The 22,395-nt window shown below is 75.6% G+C and carries 13 protein-coding genes (1 of these 13 cut by a window edge); 6 read left to right on the top strand and 7 right to left on the bottom strand.

Features of this window, described 5'->3' with window-relative positions; translation table 11 throughout:
- The first annotated feature begins 41 nt into the window (after positions 1–41).
- Positions 42–1,205, top strand: a complete 1,164-nt coding sequence (locus OG553_RS15665) for a PP2C family protein-serine/threonine phosphatase (protein WP_405979574.1) — start codon at positions 42–44, stop codon at positions 1,203–1,205.
- A 324-nt stretch (positions 1,206–1,529) separates the two neighbouring features.
- Positions 1,530–2,603 (top strand): M23 family metallopeptidase, encoded by a 1,074-nt coding sequence (locus OG553_RS15660; protein WP_405979573.1) that lies wholly within the window; start codon positions 1,530–1,532, stop codon positions 2,601–2,603.
- Positions 2,604–2,613: 10 nt separating this feature from the next.
- On the opposite strand, the gene OG553_RS15655 is transcribed toward OG553_RS15660, so the two are convergent.
- The 4 genes from OG553_RS15655 to OG553_RS15640 form a co-directional block, all read right to left on the bottom strand.
- Positions 2,614–3,843, bottom strand: a complete 1,230-nt coding sequence (locus OG553_RS15655; protein WP_405983049.1) for a PrsW family intramembrane metalloprotease — start codon at positions 3,841–3,843, stop codon at positions 2,614–2,616.
- A 95-nt stretch (positions 3,844–3,938) separates the two neighbouring features.
- On the bottom strand, positions 3,939–4,769 hold the full coding sequence (gene trmB, locus OG553_RS15650; RefSeq protein ID WP_405983048.1) for a tRNA (guanosine(46)-N7)-methyltransferase TrmB: 831 nt from the start codon (positions 4,767–4,769) through the stop codon (positions 3,939–3,941).
- Positions 4,770–5,297: 528 nt separating this feature from the next.
- A complete protein-coding gene (lhgO, locus tag OG553_RS15645; protein WP_405979572.1) occupies positions 5,298–6,515 on the bottom strand; it encodes an L-2-hydroxyglutarate oxidase in 1,218 nt (405 codons plus the stop codon).
- Between the two features lie 19 nt (positions 6,516–6,534).
- On the bottom strand, positions 6,535–8,178 hold the full coding sequence (locus OG553_RS15640) for a sporulation protein (RefSeq protein WP_405979571.1): 1,644 nt from the start codon (positions 8,176–8,178) through the stop codon (positions 6,535–6,537).
- Between the two features lie 674 nt (positions 8,179–8,852).
- Between OG553_RS15640 and OG553_RS15635 the strand changes: the two genes are divergently transcribed.
- Both OG553_RS15635 and OG553_RS15630 read left to right on the top strand, forming a co-directional pair.
- Positions 8,853–11,108 (top strand): asparagine synthase-related protein, encoded by a 2,256-nt coding sequence (locus tag OG553_RS15635; protein WP_405979570.1) that lies wholly within the window; start codon positions 8,853–8,855, stop codon positions 11,106–11,108.
- Positions 11,109–11,548: 440 nt separating this feature from the next.
- Positions 11,549–14,782, top strand: a complete 3,234-nt coding sequence (locus tag OG553_RS15630; RefSeq protein WP_405979569.1) for a BTAD domain-containing putative transcriptional regulator — start codon at positions 11,549–11,551, stop codon at positions 14,780–14,782.
- Here the strand turns inward: OG553_RS15630 and OG553_RS15625 are convergent.
- Positions 14,769–16,742: a sigma-70 family RNA polymerase sigma factor gene (locus OG553_RS15625; protein ID WP_405979568.1), complete on the bottom strand. Its 1,974-nt coding sequence runs from the start codon at positions 16,740–16,742 to the stop codon at positions 14,769–14,771. The two genes, OG553_RS15630 and OG553_RS15625, sit on opposite strands and share 14 nt — an antisense overlap.
- 278 nt (positions 16,743–17,020) lie before the next feature.
- Positions 17,021–17,791, bottom strand: coding sequence for a TetR/AcrR family transcriptional regulator (locus OG553_RS15620; RefSeq protein WP_405979567.1), 771 nt, complete (start codon positions 17,789–17,791; stop codon positions 17,021–17,023).
- A 342-nt stretch (positions 17,792–18,133) separates the two neighbouring features.
- Between OG553_RS15620 and OG553_RS15615 the strand changes: the two genes are divergently transcribed.
- Both OG553_RS15615 and OG553_RS15610 read left to right on the top strand, forming a co-directional pair.
- A complete protein-coding gene (locus OG553_RS15615; protein ID WP_405979566.1) occupies positions 18,134–19,552 on the top strand; it encodes an NAD(P)/FAD-dependent oxidoreductase in 1,419 nt (472 codons plus the stop codon).
- A gap of 184 nt (positions 19,553–19,736) precedes the next feature.
- The gene (locus OG553_RS15610; RefSeq protein WP_405983047.1) at positions 19,737–21,464 is read left to right on the top strand and encodes a SpoIIE family protein phosphatase; all 1,728 of its coding nucleotides are present in this window, start codon (positions 19,737–19,739) and stop codon (positions 21,462–21,464) included.
- A 79-nt stretch (positions 21,465–21,543) separates the two neighbouring features.
- Here the strand turns inward: OG553_RS15610 and OG553_RS15605 are convergent, their stop codons facing one another.
- Positions 21,544–22,395, bottom strand: partial view of an MFS transporter gene (locus OG553_RS15605; protein WP_405979565.1) — the 3' portion only. It continues 444 nt past the right edge of the window; only the last 852 of its 1,296 coding nucleotides appear in the window; the start codon falls outside the window, past its right edge; the stop codon is at positions 21,544–21,546.

Raw genomic sequence — 22,395 nt, 5'->3', positions numbered from 1 at the left:
AGCCTGGAGGGGCGGGGCGCGACCGGGCGGCAGGAGACAGCGTGGTGGGGCTGGGCCGGCAGGGCAAGGACGGCAGCGCGGACGGCGCCGCCCGGCGGGTGGTGCGGATGCTGCCGGTGCTGCTGATCGTGCTGGGGACCCTCTTCGACCTCGCCACCCCGCCCAGCTTCACCGGATCCCCCTTCTTCACCGCGGCCCCGCTGATCGCGGCGCCCCTGTTCACCCTCCGGGCGACCGCGCTGACCGGGGTCGCCGCCTCGCTCGTGGTCGTGGCCCTGCACGTCCACAACGGCACCAGCTGGAAGGTGGAGGCGCTGACCGAGCTGGCGACGGTGCTGACCGTCTCCGGGCTGGCCCTGCTGATCAACCTGGTCGTACGGCGCAGCGGCGAGCGGCTCGCCTCGGCGCGCGGGATCGCCGAGGCCGCGCAGCGGGCCGTGCTGCCGACCCCGGCCGGGCGGATCGCGGGGCTGCACGTCTGCGCCCGGTACGAGGCCGCCCAGGCCGACGCCTTCATCGGCGGGGACCTCTACGCCGTCCAGGACACCCCGTACGGCGTGCGGCTCGCGGTGGGCGACGTACGCGGCAAGGGGCTGGGGGCCGTGGAGGCCGTCGCGGTGGTGCTGGGGGCCTTCCGGGAGGCGGCGGAGACCGAACCGACCCTGGAGGGCCTCGCGCGGCGCCTGGAGCGGGCCCTGGCCCGGGAGGGGACGCGGCGGGGCAGCCTGGACGCGGTGGAGGGGTTCACCACGTGCGTGCTCGGCGAGATCCCGCCCGGCGCGCAGCGGCTCCGGCTGCTGAACCGGGGCCACCCCGAGCCGCTGCTGCTGTACGCGGACGGCGGCCTGGCGGTACTCGCCCCGGCCGAGCCGGCGCTGCCGCTGGGCCTGGGCGAGCTGGCGCCCGACGGGGCGTCCCGGCCGCACGAGTGGCCCTTCCCGGCCGGCAGCACGCTGCTGCTCTACACCGACGGGCTGACCGAGGCGCGGGACGGGTCGGGCACCTTCTACGACCCGGCGGCCCGGCTGCGGGGGCGGGTCTTCCCGGGGCCGGACGAGCTGCTGGGCGCGCTCAGCAGCGATGTGCGGCGGCACACCGGCGGAGGTGCGACCGACGACATGGCACTGCTCGCGGTGGGGCGGGCGGCGGAGGGGCAGCCGGAACGCAGGAGGACCGTCCCGGTGGTGCGCCGCGACGAGCCGTGAACGGTACGGGGCCCGGACCCCTGGCCCGGGGTTACTCGCCGTGGCCGAAAGAGCGCTCTGCGCAAGGGTCTTGACAGTGCGTCATTTGGCCTGTGTGGCTGAAGTGATGGGGGTGGGGCGGGAGAATTGCCCGAGTTGCCGCCCCGTGAGGCGAATGTGTAGGCCAAAGCTGTTCGGGGCGTGGCCGATTGGTGTTAACGATCAGTCGCTTCGGCTTGGAATCATTCCCCCGCGTAGATTACCGTTCGATAACGCAGCGCGGTCGTCCCAGCCGTCGCAACGACGGCACCCGTGTGCGTTCTCGCCCATGAGGAGTGTGCCCCCGTGGCCTCCAACTCGCCTGCCCCTGACGGCACAGACGTCCAGGAGACGCCCACTGCCGGAGCCTGGGCCGAGTGGAATCCCACGGAGGACTCCGCGCGCCCGCTCCGTGGCAAGCACCGCGTCCTCAAGGCGCGCGGCGGACTCGCCCGCAGCTCCACCGTGCTCGGTGTCGGCGTGATCGCGGCGGTCGGCGCGGGAGGCATAGCCACCGCGCAGGACCGGCCCCAGGTCTCCATATCCATGCCCGACCTGCTCGGCGGTGGCGGCCACTCCTCCGACAAGGGCGGCGACACCGTACGGACCGCCGCCGCGGCCGACTCCGCGAAGACGGGCACCGGCGCGGGTACCGGCGTCGCGGACGGCACGGAGATCGCCGCGGTGCCGCAGCAGGGCGGCGACGCGGGCGAGGCGCTGCTCAGCCGGATCCTCCTCCAGGCCGAGTCCCAGCAGGACGCCGACCAGGCCCAGGCCCGCGCCGACGCCGAGCGGACCGCGCGCGAGAGCGCCGCCCAGGAGGCCAAGGCCCAGCGCGAGGCCGCCGACAAGGAGGCCGAGACGGTGCGCGCCGCCGCCGAGCAGGCCGCGGCGGAGAAGGCGGCCGCGGACAAGGCCGCCGCCGAGCAGACCGCCACCAAGGCGGCGACGGGCTCCGGTTCCGGTTCGGGTTCGCAGTCGGCGGGCGGCTGGTTCCTGCCGACCTCCTCCTACACCCTCACCTCCCACTACGGGGTCGCCGGCTCCATGTGGTCCTCGGGCTATCACACCGGCCTCGACTTCGCCGCCCCGACCGGTACCCCGGTCAAGGCCGTGGGCAGCGGCAAGATCATCTCCGCCGGCTGGTCCGGGGCCTACGGCTACCGGATCGTGCTCAAGCTCGACGACGGTACCGAGATCTGGTACTGCCACCTCTCCTCGATGTCCGTGACCTCCGGCTCCGTGGGCGCCGGCGAGACCATCGGCCGGGTCGGCGCGACCGGCAACGTCACCGGAGCGCACCTCCACCTCGAAGTCCGCAAGGGCGGCTCGACGGTCGACCCGCTGGCGTGGCTGGGCGCGAAGGGCCTCGACGTCTGACGGACACTCCCTAGCCGGTGGCGGGCGACAGCTCCGCGGTCCTGGCCGCCGGTACGCAGACCCGTGCGGCCGCGGGGGCGGCGGCCCCCGGGGTCCGGCGCGGGGCGGGCAGCAGCTCCTCCAGTACGGCCGCCCGGGCCAGCGCGGGCGCGGCCGTGGCCCGGCGGTGCCAGAGCCGGTGCAGCAACTCGCGCTCCCGCTCGGCGAACTCGGGGTCCCGGCCGCCCGGGCCGCAGCGACGGGCGTGCCGGCGCAGCAGGGCGAGGGCGGCGGCGTCCGCCGCGTACCGGGACACCGCACGGGCGGCGGGACGGCCCCCGCCGCGGCGGGCCAGGGCGCGCGCCAGTGACCGGGCCGGCATCGAAGCCAGGGCCGGCACCTCCGCCGGACCGAGCCAGCCCGCGGCCGCGTACACCGACAGCTCGGCGGCGACGGCCCGCAGGCGCTCGCGCCGGACCCGCACCGCGAGCCACACCAGCAGCCCGAACGCCGGGACCATCACGCAGCCGTAGACCAGGTAGAAACCGTACTCACCGAAGTGCGAGGAGCCGTTCCACAGCGCGTGGGCGCCCATGGCGAGGGCCAGGCCCAGCAGGGGCAGCCCGGTCCTGTGCGCACGGCGGGAGGTGAGCGCGGCCATGCCGAAGCCGAGGCCGGTCAGCACCGTGAAGAGCGGGTGCGCGAACGGGGAGAGCACCACCCGCACGAAGAACGTCGCCGCCGTCACGGAGTCCAGCACGCGGGTGCCGTTGGCCAGGTCCTCCTCGAAGGCGTTGCCCAGGTAGAGGATGTTCTCGGTGAAGGCGAAGCCGGTGGCGGTGAACCCGGCGAGCGCGATCCCGTCGGCGGCACCGGTCAACCGCCGTCTTCGGAAGACGAAGACGAGCAGCAGGGCCGCCGCCTTCGCCGTCTCCTCCACCACCGGCGCGACCACCACGGACCCCAGCCGGTCGGCGGCGGAGGGATCGGCGGAGGCCGCGGCCATCCACTCAGTGGCGAAGCTGTTGGCCAGTATCGCGATCAGCGCCGCGGTGCAGGCTCCCCAGCCGAAGCAGAACAGCAACTGCCGCCAGGGGCCCGGTGCGACCCGGCCCACCCACCGGAACGCCGCCATCAGCGGCGGCACCGGCAGCAGGGCCAGGCCCAGACCCGCGAAGAACCCGGCCGTGCCGGTCTGCTCCCGCACGAGCTCCAGGATCACGGCCCCGGTGGCGGTGAGCAGCGCGCCGAGCACGCACATCCGGGCCGTGCCCGACGGGCGTGCGAGCACACGGGAGAGCGCTCGGTACACACGATGACCCTAGCGAGCGGGTCGGACACTCCGAGTGACGTTTGTCAGTTCTTGGAGTCAGGTTCGACTGCCGGTTCGATCTCCTCGGCGCCGCGCCGGGCGAAGAGGAGGTCGTGGACGACGTGGCCCTTGTCCAGGCCCTGCCCCTCGAACCTGGTGAGCGGGCGGAACTCGGGGCGCGGCGCGTAGCCGCCGTCCGCCTGGGTGTTCACGAACTCCGGGTGCGTGCTGAGGACTTCGAGCATCTGCTCGGCGTAGTCCTCCCAGTCGGTCGCGCAGTGCAGCACGGCCCCGGGCGCCAGGCGGGTGGCCGCCAGGTCGAGGAACTCGGGCTGGATCAGCCGCCGCTTGTGGTGACGGGCCTTGGGCCACGGGTCCGGGAAGTACACGCGCATCCCGGCGAGGGAGGCCGGCGGGAGCATCTCGCGGAGCAGGATGATCGCGTCGCCGTTGGCCACGCGGACGTTGGTCATCCCGCCGCGCTCGGCGAGGGCGAGGAGGTTGCCCTGGCCGGGGGTGTGCACGTCGGCGGCGAGGATGCCGGTGGAGGGGTCGGCGGCGGCCATCTGGGCGGTGGCCTCGCCCATGCCGAAGCCGATCTCCAGGACGACGGGGAGCCCGTCGAAGAGCTTCTCCAGATCGATGACCTCGCGGCCGTCGATGTCCAGGCCCCAGGTGCCCCACAGCCGCTTCAGCGCCTCGCCCTGGCCGGTGGTGACCCGGCTGCGGCGCGGCTGGAAGCTGCGGATCCGGCGCTCGTGGTGCGACCCGGCGGGGTCGGGCGCGGGACCGTCGGGGAACCGCGGCTCGGTGCGCCACTTGGGCGGCGTGTACGCCTCCGGCGGGGAGTCGGGGAGGCTGGGCTGGGGGTTCAGGGGCTCAGACACAATGCCGAGATTCTACGTCGGACGCCACCGCCGCCCTGGCCGGGCGGGGCCGGTTCGGTCGGCGCCGCCGCCCCGGCCGCCTGCCGCTCCGACGCGGTGGGCCGCGGGCCGCCGCTGCGCGGGGCCGGTTCCCCTACCCGCCCTTCGCCCGTTCCCCGGGCTGCGCCCGGACCCCTCCTGGGGGCTCCGCCCCCAGACCCCCGCGCCTCAAACGCCGGCGGGGCTATAGATAGCCCCGCCGGCGTTTGAGGCGACGGGCGCGCAGCGCCCGTACCGGGTCAGGGGCGGAGCCCCTGGGAACGGTGGAAGGGCGGGTAGGGGACCGGCCCCGCGCAGCGGCCAACCACCCGCACCCGACCCCACCGGCACCAGCCAGGCGAACCGGCCCCGCCCCGGGTACGACGGCCGGAGGCCGTCGCAGCGACGCGAAGCCGGTGAGGCGCCCCGGCGCCGAGCCGCGCGAGCGGCGCGTCAAGAAGGTGAGGCGCCCCGGCGCCGAGCCGCGCGAGCCGCGCGTCAAGAAGGCAGCTGCGCCAAGGCCCGGCCGGCGATTTCGCGGCCGATCGGGAGCGAAGCGGTCGCCGCAGGCGACGGGGCGTTCAGGACGTGCACCGTGCGCGGCGCCTCGCGGATGAGGAAGTCGTCGACGAGGGTGCCGTCCCGCAGCACCGCCTGCGCCCGCACCCCCGCCGCCGCCGGGGTGAGGTCCGCTTCCGTGACGGCCGGCAGCAGGCGGCGTACGGCCTCCGTGAAGGCCCGCTTCGACAGGGAGCGGTGGATCTCCCCCGCCCCGTACCGCCAGTGCCGCCCGGCCATCCGCCAGGATCCCGGCCAAGCCAGCTCGGTGGCGATGTCCCGCGGCCGGACCGTGCCCCAGCCGTAGCCCTCGCGGGCCAGCGCGGGGACGGCGTTCGGGCCGACGTGGACCCCGCCGCCGATGCCCCGGGTCAGGTGGACGCCGAGGAAGGGGAACGCCGGGTCGGGCACCGGGTAGACCAGCCCCCGGACCAGGTCCGGGCGGGCCAGGTCGTGGTACTCGCCCCGGAAGGGGATGATCCGCATGCCCGGGTCGTCACCGGCCAGGCGGGCCACCCGGTCGCACTGGAGCCCCGCGCAGTTGACCAGCACGCGGGCCCGGAAGACCCGGCCCGAGGTGGTGCGGACCGCCACCGCCGAGGGCCGGCGGGAGATCAGGTCGGCCTCCGCGCCGTAGACGATCTCCGCCCCGGAGTCCTCGGCGAGCCGCGCCGCGACCTGCCCGTAGTCCACGATCCCGGTGGTGCCGACGTGGATCGCGGCGAGGCCCCGGACGTGCGGCTCGTACTCGGTGATCTGGGCCGGCCCCAGCTCGCGCACCGGGATGCCGTTCTCCCGGCCGCGCTGGACGAGGGAGTGCAGCCGCGGCAGCTCCGACCGATCGGTGGCGACGATCAGCTTGCCCGTCACCTCGTGCGGGATGCCGTGCTCAGCGCAGAACTTGACCATCTCGGCGGCACCGGTCACCGCGAAGCGAGCCTTGAGCGATCCCGGGCGGTAGTAGATGCCGCTGTGGATCACCCCGCTGTTGCGGCCCGTCTGGTGCCGGGCCGGGGCGGACTCCTTCTCCAGTACGGTGACCCGGGTCCCCGGGGCCAGCCGTGACAGGGCATGGGCTGTCGACAAGCCGACGATCCCGCCACCGATCACCAGCACGTCGCAATCCACGCTGACACCTCCCACCCCTGCATACTGCACCCCACCACCGACAACCGGGCTACGCGGGGGCCACCAGAAGCGGCCTGGCGCGCTCCCGCAGCTCCGCCACCCGCGGCTCGTCGCCGTACGGTTCCAGCCTGTGCAGCAGGTCACGTACGTACTCGGTCGTCCGCGCCGAGGAGATCCGGCCCGCGACCTCCACCGCCCGGGTGCCCGCCGCGCACGCCGCGTCGAGGTTCCCCGACTCCAGCTCGGCGACCGCGCTCACCACCAGCCGCAGCCCGTGCGAGCGAACGTACTCCTCCGTGGGGCGGGACAGCGCCTGCTCCGTGAAACGGCGGACCTGGCGCGGGAGTTTGAGGTCCCGGTAGCACTCGGCCGCATCCGCCGCGAAACGGTCGTACGAGTAGAAACCCAGCCATGTCGGGTCGGGGTCGCCCTCCCGGGAGCGCTCCAGCCATCCCTCGGACGCGCGCAGCGCGGACCCGGCGGCCGCCGAGTCGCCCGCCTTCGCGTGGGCGCGGGCCTCGACCAGGCGGAAGAAGCTCATCGTGCGGGCGGTGGCGAGTCCGCGGTTGCGTTCGACGGCGGCCTGCGCGAGGTCCACGCCCTCGTCGGGGAAGTCCCGGTAGGTCGCCTGGAGGGACATCGAGGCCAGCACGTACCCGCCGAGCGGGACGTCGGCCGCCGCCCGGGCCAGGCGCAGCGCCTGGATGTAGTAGCGCTGGGCGGCCTCCTGCTGGCCGGTGTCGAAGGCCATCCAGCCGGCCAGCCTGGTCAGTTCGGCGGTCGCCCCGAAGAGGGCGCGCCCCACCTCGTCGGTGTAGGAGCCGAGCAGCAGCGGCGCCGCGTCCACCCGCAGGCACTCGGGGACCATCGACGAACGCCAGTCCCCGCCGCCGTACTTGGAGTCCCAGCGGCGCGCGTCCTCGGCGGCCTCGCGCAGCTTCGCCACGTCGCTGTGGCCCACGCGCTGCGGGGAGGCGTCCGGCACGGGCCGCGCGGCGGTGCCGGTGGCCGTGGTGGTGGCCGCCGTGGTGGCCGGCGGCGCGGTTTCGGGGCCGGAGCGGGCGGGCACAACGCCCTGCGCGGGGCTTTCCGGCGCCCGCCGCAGCGGGGCGGCGGTGGCGGAAGGAACCGGTACTGACGCCGGTACGGAAGCCGGTGCGGGTCCGGGCGCGGGTGCCGGTGCCTCCTGGGCGGGGCCCGGGTCGCCGGCGGGGCCCGGTTCGCGGGCCACCGAGCTGTCGGCCGGAGATATCAGCCACCGCGAGGCGGGCGTCGCGTACGCGGACACCGAGAACGAACCGGCGAGCGACTGCCAGATCCCGCCACCGCCGCGCCGCCCCGCCAGGTCCAGCCGGTACAGGTCGGTCGCCGAGCGCACCGCCGCCCCGATGTCGCGCGGGAACGCCAGCCCGACCTCCGGCGCAGGGTCGGCGTCCGCCAGCCCGATCTCGTGCAGCGGCACCGGCCGGCCCAGCTTCGCCCCGATGGCGGCGGCGATCAGGTGCGGGGCCGCGCCCTGCGGCACCATCCCCTTGGACACCCACCGCGCCACCGACGTCTTGTCGTACCGGAGCGTCAGACCGCGCTGCGCGCCGAGGTCGTTGACCCGCCGGGCCAGCCCGGCGTTGCTGATGCCCGCCAGGGCGAGGACGGCGCCGAGCTTCTCGTTGGGCTCGCGGAGCTCCCTGGACATGCGCCACCCCTCGTCACACGCGGAACGCAGACGCCGCCGGGGCATAGGCGCCCGGCATTTCGTAAACCCAGCGTAGTTCCCCGCCTCCCAAGCGTTAAGGCCCCGACTTCCGTATGGCGGGATTGTTGTCCGTATGCACAGTCGGACCGGGGGTCGTGCCCCCGGCGCGCGTGTCAGCTCGTGCTCCGCCCGTGTGGCCGTGCGCCCGGCCGTGCGCTCTGGCCGCTCCGGGGGCCCGGCGATTCGATGTGCGGTGCGTGGGTCGGCCCGCCGCGTGGATCCGGTGGGCCGGGGGATGCCGCTGCCTCAATCCCCGCGGGTGGCGGAACGGTCCGGGAGGTGGGAGACGCCTCCCGGACCGCGCCCCGCGGCCTGTCCGGGCTCCCCGCGCGAGGGCCCGTACGGCCCTCAGTACGGCCGAAGAATGGCCGAAACCGACCTATGGGGCGCTGGGAACGGAACGCCAAATACCGCGTGGCCGGGGCGTGTTCGTTTACATGTGCGCCCCCCGAAGCCACTCTCGCACGCCCTTCTCGTGGCAGCATGGACCCCGAGCCACCCGGGGTCCCGCCGGCCGCGCCCTCCAAGCGCCGACGCACGCCGACGCACGCAGTCCGTGCCGTCCCGGCCGTCCGTTGCCCCGGTCATTTGCCCACGGGCTGGGGGAGGCGGCGGTGCGCTGGTTGGTCGGCTGGAGCAGTATCGCCGCGAGCTTCGGCACGGCAGGACGGGTCCCGTCCGGCCCGGGCACCGGCCACGACGGCCCCGGCTCCCCGTACGGCCCGGGTTCCCCGTACGGCTCCGGCTCCCCGTACGGCCGCCCGCCCCACCCCGAGCCGCCCCGGCACGGCGGCATCGCCGACGCCGCGTACGCCGACGACCCCGCCGCCCAGGACGCCGAACGCACCGTCCACCCCGTCGGCGCCCAGCTCCTGTGGGGCGACCCCGACCCCCTCTGGGCCGTCGGCGACTGGCGCCCGGACGAGATCCGCACCGTCACCGCCGACCCCGCGGACCCCTTCACCCGCCTCGCCGTCCTCGGCTGCTGCGGCGCCACCGACGCCGAACTCCGCCGCGCCCTCTACGCCGCCCGCGGCGGCGCCCTGCGCCACCTCACCGAATGGCCCGGCAGCTACACCGCCGTCGTCCAGGCCGGACGCCGCATCACCGTCCTCGGCGACCTCGCCGGCGCCCGGCCCGTCTTCTACACCCCCTGGGCCGGCGGCACCGCCTACGCCACCGCCGCGCTCCCGCTCGCCGACCTCATCGAGGCGCAGCTCGACGTCGGCCACCTCGCCGCCCTCCTCGCCTGCCCCGACAGCCCCGAGGCACTGGGCGACGGCACACCGTACGCGGGAGTCCGCCGCATCCCGCCCGGCCACACGCTGATCCTGCGCGAGGGCTCCCGGGAGATCACCGGGTACGAACCGGTGGCCTCCCTCGCCGTCGCCGCCCCCGAAGCCGACCCCGAACGGGCGGTGGAGGGCGTACGGGAAGCGTTGACGGCCGCGGTGCGCGCCCGGCTCACGGCGCCGAGGCATGCTCCCGAGACCCTCCTCCCGGACCCCGGACCCGTGCCCGGAATGGGCCCCGCCGACCGGCGCGCGGCCCGCGGCGCCCCCGCGCCGGGCGTCGGCGCCGACCTCTCCGGCGGCACCGCCTCCGCGACGCTCGCCCTCCTCGCCGCGGGCCTGCCCGGCGCCCCCGGCACCCTCCAGGGCTCCGGCTCCCGGCTCCTCGCCGTCACCTTCAACGACCTCGCCACCCCGCAGGGCCGCGAGGGCGAACTCGAACGCGCCCACGCCCTCGCCGCCGACCCCCGGCTCCACCACGTCGTCGTGGCCGCCGCCGAGGAAGCCCTCCCCTACGCCGAACTCGACGGCCCCCTCACCGACGAACCCGGCCCCTCCCTCGTCTCCGCCGCCCGCGAGCGCCGCCGCCTCGCCGCCGGCTCCGCCGACCACTTCACCGGCCACGGAGCCCGCCGCGTCCTCGACGCGCACCCCGCCCGCATGGCCGACCTCCTCCTCGACCGCAGACGCCGCCACCTGCTGCGCCCCGTCGCCGCCCTCGCCCGCTCCGCGCCCGCCGACCCGCTGCTCGTCCCCTTCTCCGTCTACTCGGCCGCCCGCCGCCTCGCCCGTACGCCGTACCGCGCGGGCATGGAAGCCGCCGCGGCCCGGCTCCGCGAAGGCGGCGCGGCCGTCACCACCGCCTCGGGGCCGGTCGACGCCTCGCTCGCCGCCCTCACCTGGTCCCGGCCCGGCCCCGCCGCGGGCTGGCTCACCGGCGAAGCCCTGGCGGAAGTATCGATCCGGCTGCGCGCCGCCGCCGGACGCCCCCCGCTCTCGCTGCGCCCCGGCGAGGCCCGCGCCCGCGCCCTGCTGGCCCGGCACGCCGCCGACCACCGGGTCTTCGAGCAGGCCGTGGAGGTGCGCAGCCAGCGCCTGCACGCGCCGTTCCTCGACAACCAGGTCGTACGGGCCGCGCGCGCCCTGCCGGAGTCCCTGCGCGTACAGCCCGGGGCCCGCGCCGAGATCCTGCGCAGCGTCCTGGCCTCCGCCGGGGTGCGCGAACTCCCGCCCGGCTGGGGCGCCACGGCGCACACCCCGAACGACACCGCCACCCGGCTGGGGCTGCGGGCCGCCCTCACCTCACTGCTGGCCCTCTTCGCGGCGCCGCTCCTCGCGGACGCCGGCCTCGTCGACGCCCGGGTGGTGCAACAGGCCCTGATCGACGCGGCGGAGGGGCGGCCGGTGCCGCTCGACGGACTCGCGGAACTCGTCTCGATGGAACTGTGGCTCCGCCGCCTCCTGGCCCGCCGCGGCACCTGCTGGACCGGCACCTCCACCCCCCGCCGCCGCGCGGTCCCGCCCCTGGACACCCGCCTCCCCCGCCTCACCCCGGGCGCCCTCCCAGCCGGCCGCTGACCACCCCGGCCCTGCCGGGCCGCGCCTACCAGCGGCAGCCGACGGAGCCGGAGGCGCCCGCCCCTCCCAGCCGTGCCGCCCCCTCCCAGCCCCGCCTGGGGGTACCTCCCAGCGGTAGCTGGGGGAGTTTGAGGCGCGGGGTCTGGGGCGGAGCCCCAGGGTCTTCCAGCCCCGTCGGCGTTTGAGGCGCGGGTCCGGGCGGAGCCCGGGGAACGGTGGAAGGGCGGCTAGGGGACCGCTCCGCGCAGCGGCACCCGCAGCCGCCCCGCGCCCGGCGGCCCCGCGCCCGGGCCCTCCCGCGCCTGCCGCCCCGCGCCCGGCCACCGCCCCGTCACCCGGGCCCGCCCGCCACCCACCCACCCACCCACCCACCCGCCCCGCGACACGGGCCCGCCCGAAAACCCGAACCCACCCCGGCAGGGGCAAGGCAGAATTGCCCGGTGCGCTACCGAATCCTCGGCCCCACCCAGGCGGCCCACGAAGACACCGGCGCCCCCCTCACCCCCGGCGGCCCCCGCCTCCGCGCCCTCCTGACCGCCCTCGCCCTCCGCGCGGGCGCCCCGGCCGCCGCGTCCGTCACCGACCTGGTCGACGAGGTCTGGGGCGACGACCCGCCCCGGGACGCCCCCGCCGCCCTCCAGGCCCTCGTGGCCCGGCTGCGCCGCACCCTCGGCCCCGGACGGCTCACCACCGACCCCACCGGCGGCTACCGCCTCGCCGCCGCCCGCGACGACGTCGACCTGCACCGCTTCACCCGCCTCGCGGCCCTCGGCGCCGAGCAGCTCGCCACCGACCCCGCCACCGCGGCCGGCACCCTCCGCGAGGCCCTCGCCCTGTGGCACGGACCCGCCCTCGCCGACCTCCCCGAGCCCGCCCGCACCGTGTACGCCGCCGCCCCCGAGGCCCGCCGCGCCCGCGCCCTGCGGGACCGCGTCGAGGCCGACCTCCGCAGCGGCGCCACCGCTCCCGCCGGACTCCTCCCGGAGATCGAGGCGCTGATCCACGAGCACCCGTACGACGAACCCCTGCGCGCCCAGCAGCTCCGCGCCCTGCGCGCCGCCGGCCGCTCCGCCGACGCCCTCGCCGCCTACGAGCGCACCCGGCGCGACCTCGCCGAAGGCCTCGGCGCCGACCCCGGCCCCGAGCTGCGCGCCCTGCACGCGGAGCTGCTCCAGGCTCCCGCCCCGCCCCCGCTCCCGTCCGCGTCCCCGCCCGCGCCCCCGCAGCCGCGCGGCAACATCCGCCCCCGCCTGACCTCCTTCGTCGGCCGCGAGCCCGAACTCGCCGCCCTCGCCGCCGACCTGGACCGCGTACGCCTCGTCACCCTCACCGGCCCCGGCGGCTCCGGCAAGACGCGCCTCGCCGAGCACGCGGCCGCCGCCCGCCCCGACTCCGGCTGGATCGTCGAACTCGCCCGCCTCGACCACCCCGCAGCCGTCCCCGGCGCCGTCCTCAGCGCCCTCGGCCTGCGCGAGAACAGCCTCGTCGCCCGCGAGAAGACCTCCGCCGACGACGACCCGACCGCCGCCCTCGTCGAGCACTGCGCGCACCGCCGCCTGCTCCTCGTCCTGGACAACTGCGAGCACGTCATCGGCGCCGCCGCCGAACTCGCCGAACGCCTCCTCACGCACTGCCCCGGCGTCCGGATCCTGGCCACCAGCCGCGAGCCCCTCGGCGTCCCCGGCGAGTTCCTGCGTCCCCTGGACCCGCTGCCGCCCGGCCCCGCGCACCGCCTCTTCGCCGACCGTGCCGCCGCCGCCCGCCCCGGCTTCGGCCCCGGCGACGACCCGGACGCCGTCGCCGAGATCTGCGCCCGCCTCGACGGGCTGCCGCTCGCCATCGAGCTCGCCGCCGCCCGGCTGCGGCTGCTCACCCCGCGCCAGATCGCCGACCGCCTCGACGACCGGTTCCGCCTCCTGACCGGCGGAGCCCGCACCCTGCTGCCGCGCCAGCAGACCCTGCGCGCCGTCGTCGACTGGTCCTGGGACCTCCTCGACACCGCCGAACGCACCGTCCTCGCCCGGCTGTCCGTCTTCGCCGGCGGCTGCGACCTGGAGGCCGCCGAGGCCGTCTGCGGCGACGCCGACACCCGCGCCGACGTCGCAGGCACCATGGCGGCACTCGTCGACAAGTCCCTCGTCGGCGCCGAACCGGACCCCGACGGCATGCGCTACCGGCTCCTGGAGACCATCCACGAGTACGCCGCCGAACGCCTCGCCGAGGACCCCGCCGACGCCCGCGCCACCGCCCTGCGGCACGCCGAGCACTACCTCGCCCTCACCGAACGGGCCGAGCCGCTGCTGCGCTCCGCGCAGCAGCTCCCCTGGATCCGCCGCTTCGAGACCGAGCTCGACAACCTGCGCTCCGCCCTCGACACCGTCGTCGAGGGGGAGCGGGGCTCCGCCGGCACCCTGATCGCCCAGCGCATGCTGGCCGCCCTCGGCTGGTTCTGGTGGCTGCGCGACTACCGCGCCGAGGGCGCCGACTGGGCCGCCCGGATCCTCGCCCTGACCCCCGCCGAACCGGCCGAGGGCTCCCCGCAGTTCTGGCCCTACATGCGGCTGCGCATGCTCCACATGTTCCTGCTCGCCGAGAGCGCCGGCGCGGACGTCTTCCGCACGCCCGAACACCGCGAGCAGGCCGCCCGCCTCAAGGAGGTCTTCCGCCACGGCTCCCCGGAGACCACCCGGTTCCCCGGCATGCTCTGGCCCGCGATCTGCTTCCTCACCGGCGACATGGAGCACTTCCACGGGAGCATCGACGAGTCGATCGCCAACTGCCGCCGCCACGCGGGCGACTGGGAGACCGCCATCCCCCTGCTGATGCGCACGCACTTCGCCATCGACATGACCGGTGGCCTCACCGCCGTGGACGCGGACCTGGCCGAACTCGACGCGATCGCCCGCCGCGTCGGCGACCGCTGGATCCGCGCCCAGGTGGCCAGCGCCGCCGGGGAAGCCGCCCTCTCGCGCGGCCAGTACGGCACCGCCCGCGCCGCCTACGAGGAGTGCCTGAGCCTGGCCCGGGAGGTCGGCGCCCGCATCGAGGCCCCCTTCGCGATCGCCCGCATCGCCGAGACCGAGTACTGCGCCGGGAACTACGAGGCCGCCGAGAAGCTCCTCGCGGAGGCCGACCGCGAGGCCGACGAGCAGGGCGGGGTGTACGACGTGAACACCTTCAGCCGGTTCCTGTCCGCCACGCTCGCCCTCCAGCGCGGCGACCTCGCCCGCGCCCGCACCGAGTGCGCGGCCGCCCGGGCCGCGGCCGAACGGATCAACGTGCCCGCCCAGTTCAACGCCGGGATGGACCTCATCGAGACCGTCCTGGACGCCCGCGAGAACGGTCCGGAGGCGGGTCTGGCCGGGATCGGCCCGGCCCTCGCCGGGGCGGTGGCCGGGCACTGCGCGGAACGCTTCCTGGCGGGCATCGCCGAGAAGGCGTCACTGTTCCTCGCCGACGCCGGCCGTGCCGAGGAGAGCGTACGAGTCCTCGCGGCGGCCACCGCCTGGCGCGCGGGCCATCCCCGCTCGGTCCCGGAGGAGGCCGCCCTGGAGGGGCTCCCGGAGCGCAACCTCGCCGCCCTCGGGGCGGCCGGCCGGGCCCGGGCGGAAGCGGAGGGCCGGGCCCTGACACCGGCGGAGGTCGTCGCCGTACTCGGCCTCAGCGGCAGCTGATCACCGCGTCGGCCCAGCTGGCCAGCGTCGGCAGGTGCCCCTGCCCGGCCTGCTCCACCACCAGCCGCAGCTTCGAACGCCCGCCGAGCGGCACCTGGACCGGCACCGGGGCGTCGTCGTACCCGAGGGCGTCGGAACGCCACAGCCGCTGCCCGTCGCCGTAGACGGAGAACCGCAGCGTCCCGTCGGTCGGCAGCGACAGCCCGTCCACCCCGGCCCGCGCCGAGAAGCCGGTGCACTGCCGGTTGAGGGTGATCTCCACCGTGGAGCGGGAGTGCACGGTGATCCCCTGCCCGAACCGCTGCCCGCCCACCATCAGCCCCCACCGCTGCCACACCCAGCTGCTGCGCCAGGTCTCCAGCTCGGGGCCGGTGTGCTGCCCGACGGCGGAGTGCCCGAGCCCGGCGAGCGGGAACCCCTGCGGCGGCTGCGGCGGCGGTGGCGTCGGCCGGGCCCGCGTGGGCGAGGGCGTCGGAGTGGGGGAGGGCTTCGGCCGAGGGCTCGCGGGAACGGACGGCGGCGCGGCCGTCGGAGCCGGCGCCGAGGACGCGGGAGCCGACGGCGCCGGGCTCCGCCGGGGCGGCACCGACCCCCGCGCAGCCGGTGACGGAGCCCCCGGCGGCCTCGACTCCGGCGCGGCGGACACGGCCGGCGCGGGCACCTCGGGCGCCACCGGCGCCACCACCCCGGGCGCGGGCGCCGCCTGCGGCTCGGGCTCGTCGCCGGTCAGCGCGAACACCACCCCGGCGGCAGCGGCGACCGCTATCCCGGCCGCGATGGCGGCCTTGGCGGGCAGCCCCAGCCCCTCGGAGACCGCAGCGCCCCCGGCCCCGCCGGCACCCCCGGCCCCCGCACCGGCCCCGCCGGCGGCTCCGGCGCCGGCACCAGCGGCCCCCGCACCGGCTCCGGCACCGGCCGACGACCCACCAGCCGCCGCGGCGGCGGCGCCCGCACCCCCGGCGGCGACGGCCCCACCGGCCACCACCCCGGCCGCCTTGGCGGCGTACCCGGCGGCGAACCACCCGATGACCGCCACCGGCAGCAGCGCGGGAATGCCCGCGTTGACGTCCTTCAGCTCACCGGCGGCCAGCCGGCACTTGGCACACTCCTCCAGGTGCTTGCGCAGCCCCCGCTCCGCCCGCACCCGCAGCCCGCCCCGGGCGTACGCGCCCAGCCGGTCCGCGTACCGGGCGCAGTCGCCGCCCGCGCTGAGCGCGGAACTCACGTGGGCCTGTAGGTAGGCCTGCTTGAGGCCCTCCCGGGCCCGGCTGGCCAGTACCGCCGTCGCGTTGGCGCTCAGCCCGAACAGCGGGGCGATCGCACTCGGCGAGGACTCCTCGACGGTGGTGTGCCACAGCACGGCCTGCCACCGCTCGGGCAGGCTCCGGAAGGCCTGCATGGCGAGCGACCGCTCGGCCTCGTGCATCGCCCGCACATCGGCGCCCAGTTCGAGGGTGTCGTCCCCGGACAGCCCGCCAACGCCCTCCGCACCCCCGGCCGCCTGTTCCGCGAACACCGCGAAGTCCTCGACCAGCTGCTCCCGCCGGGCGGTCTTCGCCCAGGCCGCGGCGACCCGCCGCACGGTGGTCAGGAGATAGGCCCGCACCGACTGGTCCGGCCCGGCCCCGCCCCGTACCGCCTGCAGCGTCCGCGCGAACACCTCGGCGGTCAGGTCGTCGGCGGTGTGCCCGTCCCGGCAGCAGGTCCGCGCGTAGCGCCGTACCGAGTCGGCGTGCCGGCGGAACAGCTCCTCGTACGCCCCGTCGTCGCCGGAGCGCATCCTGGCGATCAAGTCGCCGTCGGACGGAGGGAGTTCGGTGCCCGGCGTGGCGGACTTGGCGTGCCGGCCGCCGCGTTCGCGCTGGGCCGGGACCTGCCGGGCGGGCAGGCTGCCCGCCCCGACCTCGGCGCCGGTTCCACCGACGCCACCGAGGGACTCGTCCCGCCCGTCAACGCTCATCGCGGAAGCCTCCGCACGACACACTCGAACCGGTCCACCGATCCAGCCTGTCACACGGCGATGGCCCCTCGGGTCCCTCTTCGCGCCATCCACTCATCCGAGGACAATCCGGCGAATCACCGGACCGCTCCTCACCCCTTCGAGCGACCTGCCGTTCGAGTACCCCCGTTGACGAACCGGCCCCCACCCCTGCGGGGGCCGGACCGCCAACGGTTCGGCCCAAGGCCGCGGCTCAACACCGCACCCCACCCCCCGGCCCGCTGGGCCGGGGCGCCGACTCACGCCGACCGGGAGCGCAGCCCTTCGAGCAGGATGTCCAGCAGCCGGGCCGAAGCCGCGGCCTGCTGGGCCGGGTCGGGCAGCGCGGGCGCGGCGGTCGCTATCACCAGCAGCACATCGGCCACCGTGACGTCGGTCCGCAGCTCACCGGCCTCCCGCGCCCGGTCCACCAGGCGGCCGACGACCTCCAGCAGGGCGCCCGCTCCGGCGTCCTCCGACGGCTCGTCCTCGACCGAGGTCCGCGCGCCGACGACCCGCAGCTCCGCCGTACCGCCCGCTGCGGCCTGGCGCTGGTGCGGGACACGGGCGGCGGCCTCGTCGGCCGCGTCCTCCTCGGCGGCGGCGCCGACCCGCAGCACCTGCGGCGGCAGCAGCCGGCCCGCGCCGGAGGCCACGGAGGTGCGCAGGAAGCGCGACAGCGCCTGCCACGGCTCCTCCTCCTGGCCGAGGGCGGACTTGGCCTGCTCGGTCAGCCGGGCGGTCTCCTCCTCGGCTATCCGCCGGACCAGCACGTCCTTGCTGGGGAACCGCCGGTAGACGGTCCCGACGCCGACCCGCGCGCGCCGCGCCACGTCCTCCATCGGAGCCCCGTAGCCCAGCTCGCCGAAGACCTCGCGGGCCGCCCGGAGCACGTGCTCCAGGTTGCGCTGGGCGTCGACGCGCAGCGGCGTGGAGCGGCCCACGCCGTGGGTGGTCGAGCCCGCCATCACGCGTCCGCCGGTCTCCGCGGACAGAGCGGTGACAGAGCCATGGAAATCGGAAATGTTCATATGTATCCCCCGGTAATCACTTGTCTCCCCCCGGAGACACTCCCCGCCTTCGTGTCGAGGGGGGCCACGGTCATGAGGGCCCTGGTCCTACATCCTCGACGAGATACGAACATAGTTGAGCCAGAGTCAATTCAGAAGAGGCAGCCCCCGACCGAGCACCGCCCGATCGGAGCATTCACCGCCACTTTTCCGCCGCAACTCCCCGGAATCACCCCCTCCGGAGCGCTGACCTGCGCACTTCTAACGTGATCGGGATCTCCTGACAGGCCGGTCCCACCACCCCCACCGGTCACACAATTTGCCGGGCCTGTGGACAAACTCCCGGCCACGTTGCGTCATGGGATGGTGAAGGCTGCTAACTCCCGGGGCGACGACCCCGGTACCCCGCCCCGCACGCGCATCCTCGTCGTCGGCGGGGGCTACGTCGGCATGTACACGGCCCTGGGCCTCCAGCGGAAGCTGAGATCCGGCGAAGCCGAGGTCACCGTGGTGACCCCCGAGCCCTACATGACGTACCAGCCCTTCCTCCCGGAAGCCGCCGCCGGCGCGATCTCGCCCCGGCACGTCGTGATCCCCCTGCGCCGCGTCCTGGACCGCTGCCGCATCGTCATCGGCGAGGCCCGGCGCATCGACCACGCCAAGCGGACCGCGACCGTCACCACCCTCGCCACCGCCGAGGAGGGCACCGGCGGCATCGAGATCGAATACGACGAACTCGTCCTCGCCCCCGGCTCCGTCTCCCGCACCCTCCCCGTCCCCGGGCTCGCCGACTACGGCATCGGATTCAAGACCGTCGAAGAGGCCATCGGCCTGCGCAACCACGTCATCGAACAGATGGACATCGCCTCCTCCACCCGCGACCCCGCAATCCGCGACGCCGCCCTCACCTTCGTCTTCGTCGGCGGCGGTTTCGCAGGCGTCGAGGCACTCGGCGAACTGGAGGACATGGCCCGATACGCCGCCCGGTACTACCACAACGTCAAGCCCGAGGACATGAAATGGGTGCTGGTCGAGGCCAGTGACCGGATCCTCCCCGAGGTCGGCCCCGAAATGGGCGTCTACACCGTCCGCGAACTGCGCAGCCGCAATATCGACGTCCGCCTCGAGACCCGCCTCGAATCCTGCGAGAACCGCGTCGCCGTCCTCAGCGACGGCTCCCGTTTCCCCACCCGCACCATCGTCTGGACCGCCGGCGTCAAACCCCACCCCGTCCTCGCCGCCAGCGACCTCCCCAAGAACGAACGCGGGCGCCTCAGCTGCACCTCCTTCCTCACCGTCGAAGGAGTCGAACACGCCTGGGCCGCCGGCGACGCCGCCGCCGTCCCCGACATCACCGCCGGCGAACCCGGCCGCGAATGCGCCCCCAACGCCCAGCACGCCGTCCGCCAGGCCAAGCAGCTCTCCGACAACCTCGTCGCCGCCCTGCGCGGCGAACTCCTCACCGAGTACGCCCACAAATACGCCGGCTCCGTCGCCTCCCTCGGCCTCCACAAGGGCGTCGCCCTGCTCTACGGCCGCAAGCTCAAGGGCTACCCCGCCTGGTTCATGCACCGCGCCTACCACCTCAGCCGCGTCCCCACCTTCAACCGCAAAATGCGCGTCCTCGCCGAATGGACCCTCGCGGGCCTCTTCAAGCGCGAGATCGTCTCCCTCGGATCCCTCGAACACCCCAGGGCGGAATTCGAACTCGCCGCCGGAACCGGCCACCGCCACCACCCGCCCAAACCCGCCCCCGACCCCCCGCAGGACAAGCAGGGCTGACGTCGTCAGTGCCGTCGGCCACACTGGACGTGTGACCATAGGTGGGCTCACGCCTGCACACAGTGACATCCACCGAGTGAAATCCACCGGGGGACACCGTCCAGCGCCCGACCCCAGGGGCACCTCCCGGCACCGCCGGGAGGACACACCGCGACCACTTGCGACACCACGAGGCTTGAACGCAGTGAACTTCACGCGCTGGAGCGCCCGCTTCCCCGGCACGCGCCGCGCCGCAGCCCGGAACGAGCACGCCGCGGCCCAGGCCAAACGCGGTGAGGGCTCCGTCCCGGCAGCCCGCGGCGCCGCCGCCCACCCCGCCGCGCCCTCCGACGGCAGCCCCGCCGACGCCACCGTCCGCGGCACCGGCACGGCCCCGCTCCCCGCCGCGCCCGCCCTCGACGAGCTCCCCGTACGGGAAGTCCTCGGCCTGCTCCCGGCCCTCGTCGCCCTCGTCCACGGCCCCGAGCACCGCGTCGCCTACGTCAACGACGCCTACACCGCCGGCTTCGGCCCCCGCACCACCGGCGAACCCGCCCGCGAAGCCCTCCCCGAACTCGGCGAGCTCGGCCTCCTCGAACTCCTCGACCAGGTCCAGCGCAGCGGCAAGCCCCGTACCGCCAAGAACCGCACCGCCCCCGGCGGCGGCAACTCGTACACCGTCACCTGCACCCCCGTCGAGTTCCCCAAGGCCGCCGCCGACGGCGAGACCGACCCCGAGCACACCGGCATCCTCGTCCACCTCGCCGACGTCACCGACCACGCCGAAGCCGTCGACCGCCTCCGCGCCAGCGAACGCCGCCAGCGCGAAGCCGCCGTCACCCTCCAGCGCTCCCTCCTGCCCCAGGAACTGGAACAGCCCGACGACCTCCGCGTCGCCGCCACCTACCAGCCCGGCGGCACCGAAGCCGCCGTCGGCGGCGACTGGTACGACGTCATCACCCTCGGCGCCGGCCGCACCGCCCTCGTCATCGGCGACGTCATGGGCCGCGGCGTCCGCGCCGCCGCCGTCATGGGCCAGCTCCGCACCGCCGTCCGCGCCTACGCCCGCCTCGACCTCCCGCCCCACGAGGTCCTGCAGCTCCTCGACGGCCTCGCCGCCGAGATCGACGCCAGCCAGATCGCCACCTGCGTCTACGCCGTCCACGACCCCAACGAAGGACTCCTGGCCTACGCCTCCGCCGGCCACCTCCCCATCCTCGTCCGCGACGAGGACGGCACCGTACGCCGCGCCGCCGACCCCACCGGCCCCCCGCTCGGCACCGGCGGCTGGCTCCACAGCTCCGGCACCATCGCCCTCGGCCCCGGCTCCACCGCCGTCCTCTACACCGACGGCCTGGTCGAACGCCGCGGCGAGGACATCGACGAAGGCGTCGCCGCCCTCGAACGCGCCCTCGCCGGAGCCCAGGGCACCCCCGCGATCATCTGCGACCGCCTCATGCGCGCCCTCGGAGTCGACGCCGACCACGACGACGACGTCGCCGTCATGGTCCTCCAGCAGCCCGCCCGCACCGGAGTGGACGCCGAGCTCTTCCACAACGCCGCCCTCGAACTCCTCGGCGGCGTCGAGGCCGCCCCGCGCGCCCGCGCCTTCGCCCAGGGCGTCCTCAGCTCCTGGCGCTTCCCCGTCGAGCTCTGCGACCTCGGCGTCCTGGCCGCCAGCGAGCTCGTCGCGAACTCCCTCCAGCACGGCACCCCGCCCATGCGCCTGCGCCTGCGCCGCACCGACCGCCGCCTGATCGTCGAGGTCACCGACGGGGACGACCACCTCCCGCGCCGCCGCCGCGCCGAACCGGGCGACGAGACCGGCCGCGGCATCTCGATCATCGCCACCATCGCCTCCGCCTGGGGCTCCCGCCGCACCCCCGGCGGCGGCAAGGCCGTCTGGTGCGAGTTCGCCCTCCCCGACAGATGACGACGCCGGAAGCGAAAGGGGAGAGCCCCCGGTCCCGAAGGACCGGGGGCTCTCCCCGACGTTTCCCGCCGCACCCCTCTTACGCGGACACCCGCTCCGCCCGCTCCGAGGCCACCGCCGGCCCCTGCGCCACGACCCGGCTCACCGCCGACGGGTTGTCCTGCACCGGGCTCAGCCGCCCGCCCAGCCGCAGCGCCAGCACCGAGATCCCGAGCGACACCAGCACGAACACCCCGATGTACAGCATCGGAATCCCCGCACCCAGCGGCACGCCCAGCGGCCCGAGCGCCAGCGCCATCTGCTTGACCAGGGCGAAGGCCGAGTTGTACTGCCCGACCGAACCCTCGGGGGCCAGGTCGGCCACCAGCGGGGCCAGCGTCGGCGACAGCATCGCCTCACCGATCCCGAAGAGCGCGTACGTGGTGATGAACGCGGCGGCGGCCATCATCGCGCTGCCGTGCCCCAGCCCCGAGAACCCGGCGATCAGCCACGCCACGGTCCAGATCAGCCCGACCAGCGCGATCACCCGCGACCGGCGCCGCTTCTCGACCAGCTTCAGCACGACGAACTGCGCCACGACGATCGCACCCGTGTTGGCGGCCAGCGCGAACCCGAGGGTCGAGGGGGAGATCCCCGCAGCCTCGGTGCCGAAGGCCGCCAGACCCGACTCGAACTGCCCGTAGCAGGCGAAGAACAGCACGAAGCCCAGCACGCACAGCTGCACCATCGCCTTGTGGCGCAGCAGCCGCTTCCAGCCACCACCCGCGGGCGCCGCGTCCTTGGCCATCGCCTCGCTGATGTTCTGCACGTGCGGCATCCGCACGGTGGCGATCACGACCGCCAGCACCAGGAACATCACGGCCTCGATGCCGAACAGCAGCGTGAAGCTGGCGGGACGGCTCTCGTCGACGATCTGGCCGCCGACGAGCCC

It is taken from the genome of Streptomyces sp. NBC_00158, assembly GCF_045160885.1.
Classification (GTDB): Bacteria; Actinomycetota; Actinomycetes; order Streptomycetales; family Streptomycetaceae; genus Streptomyces.
Note: the sequence above shows the minus strand (reverse complement) of the source record. Positions and strands in the feature narration are given on the sequence as shown.

Bases quoted from the DNA above. Each gene is read 5' to 3' on its own strand.
- OG553_RS15640 (WP_405979571.1), bottom strand. From the start codon at position 8,178: ATGTCCAGGGAGCTCCGCGAGCCCAACGAGAAGCTCGGCGCCGTCCTC.
- OG553_RS15615 (WP_405979566.1), top strand. From the start codon at position 18,134: ATGGTGAAGGCTGCTAACTCCCGGGGCGACGACCCCGGTACCCCGCCC.
- OG553_RS15620 (WP_405979567.1), bottom strand. From the start codon at position 17,791: ATGAACATTTCCGATTTCCATGGCTCTGTCACCGCTCTGTCCGCGGAG.
- OG553_RS15625 (WP_405979568.1), bottom strand. From the start codon at position 16,742: ATGAGCGTTGACGGGCGGGACGAGTCCCTCGGTGGCGTCGGTGGAACC.
- OG553_RS15655 (WP_405983049.1), bottom strand. From the start codon at position 3,843: ATGTGCGTGCTCGGCGCGCTGCTCACCGCCACCGGGGCCGTGATCCTG.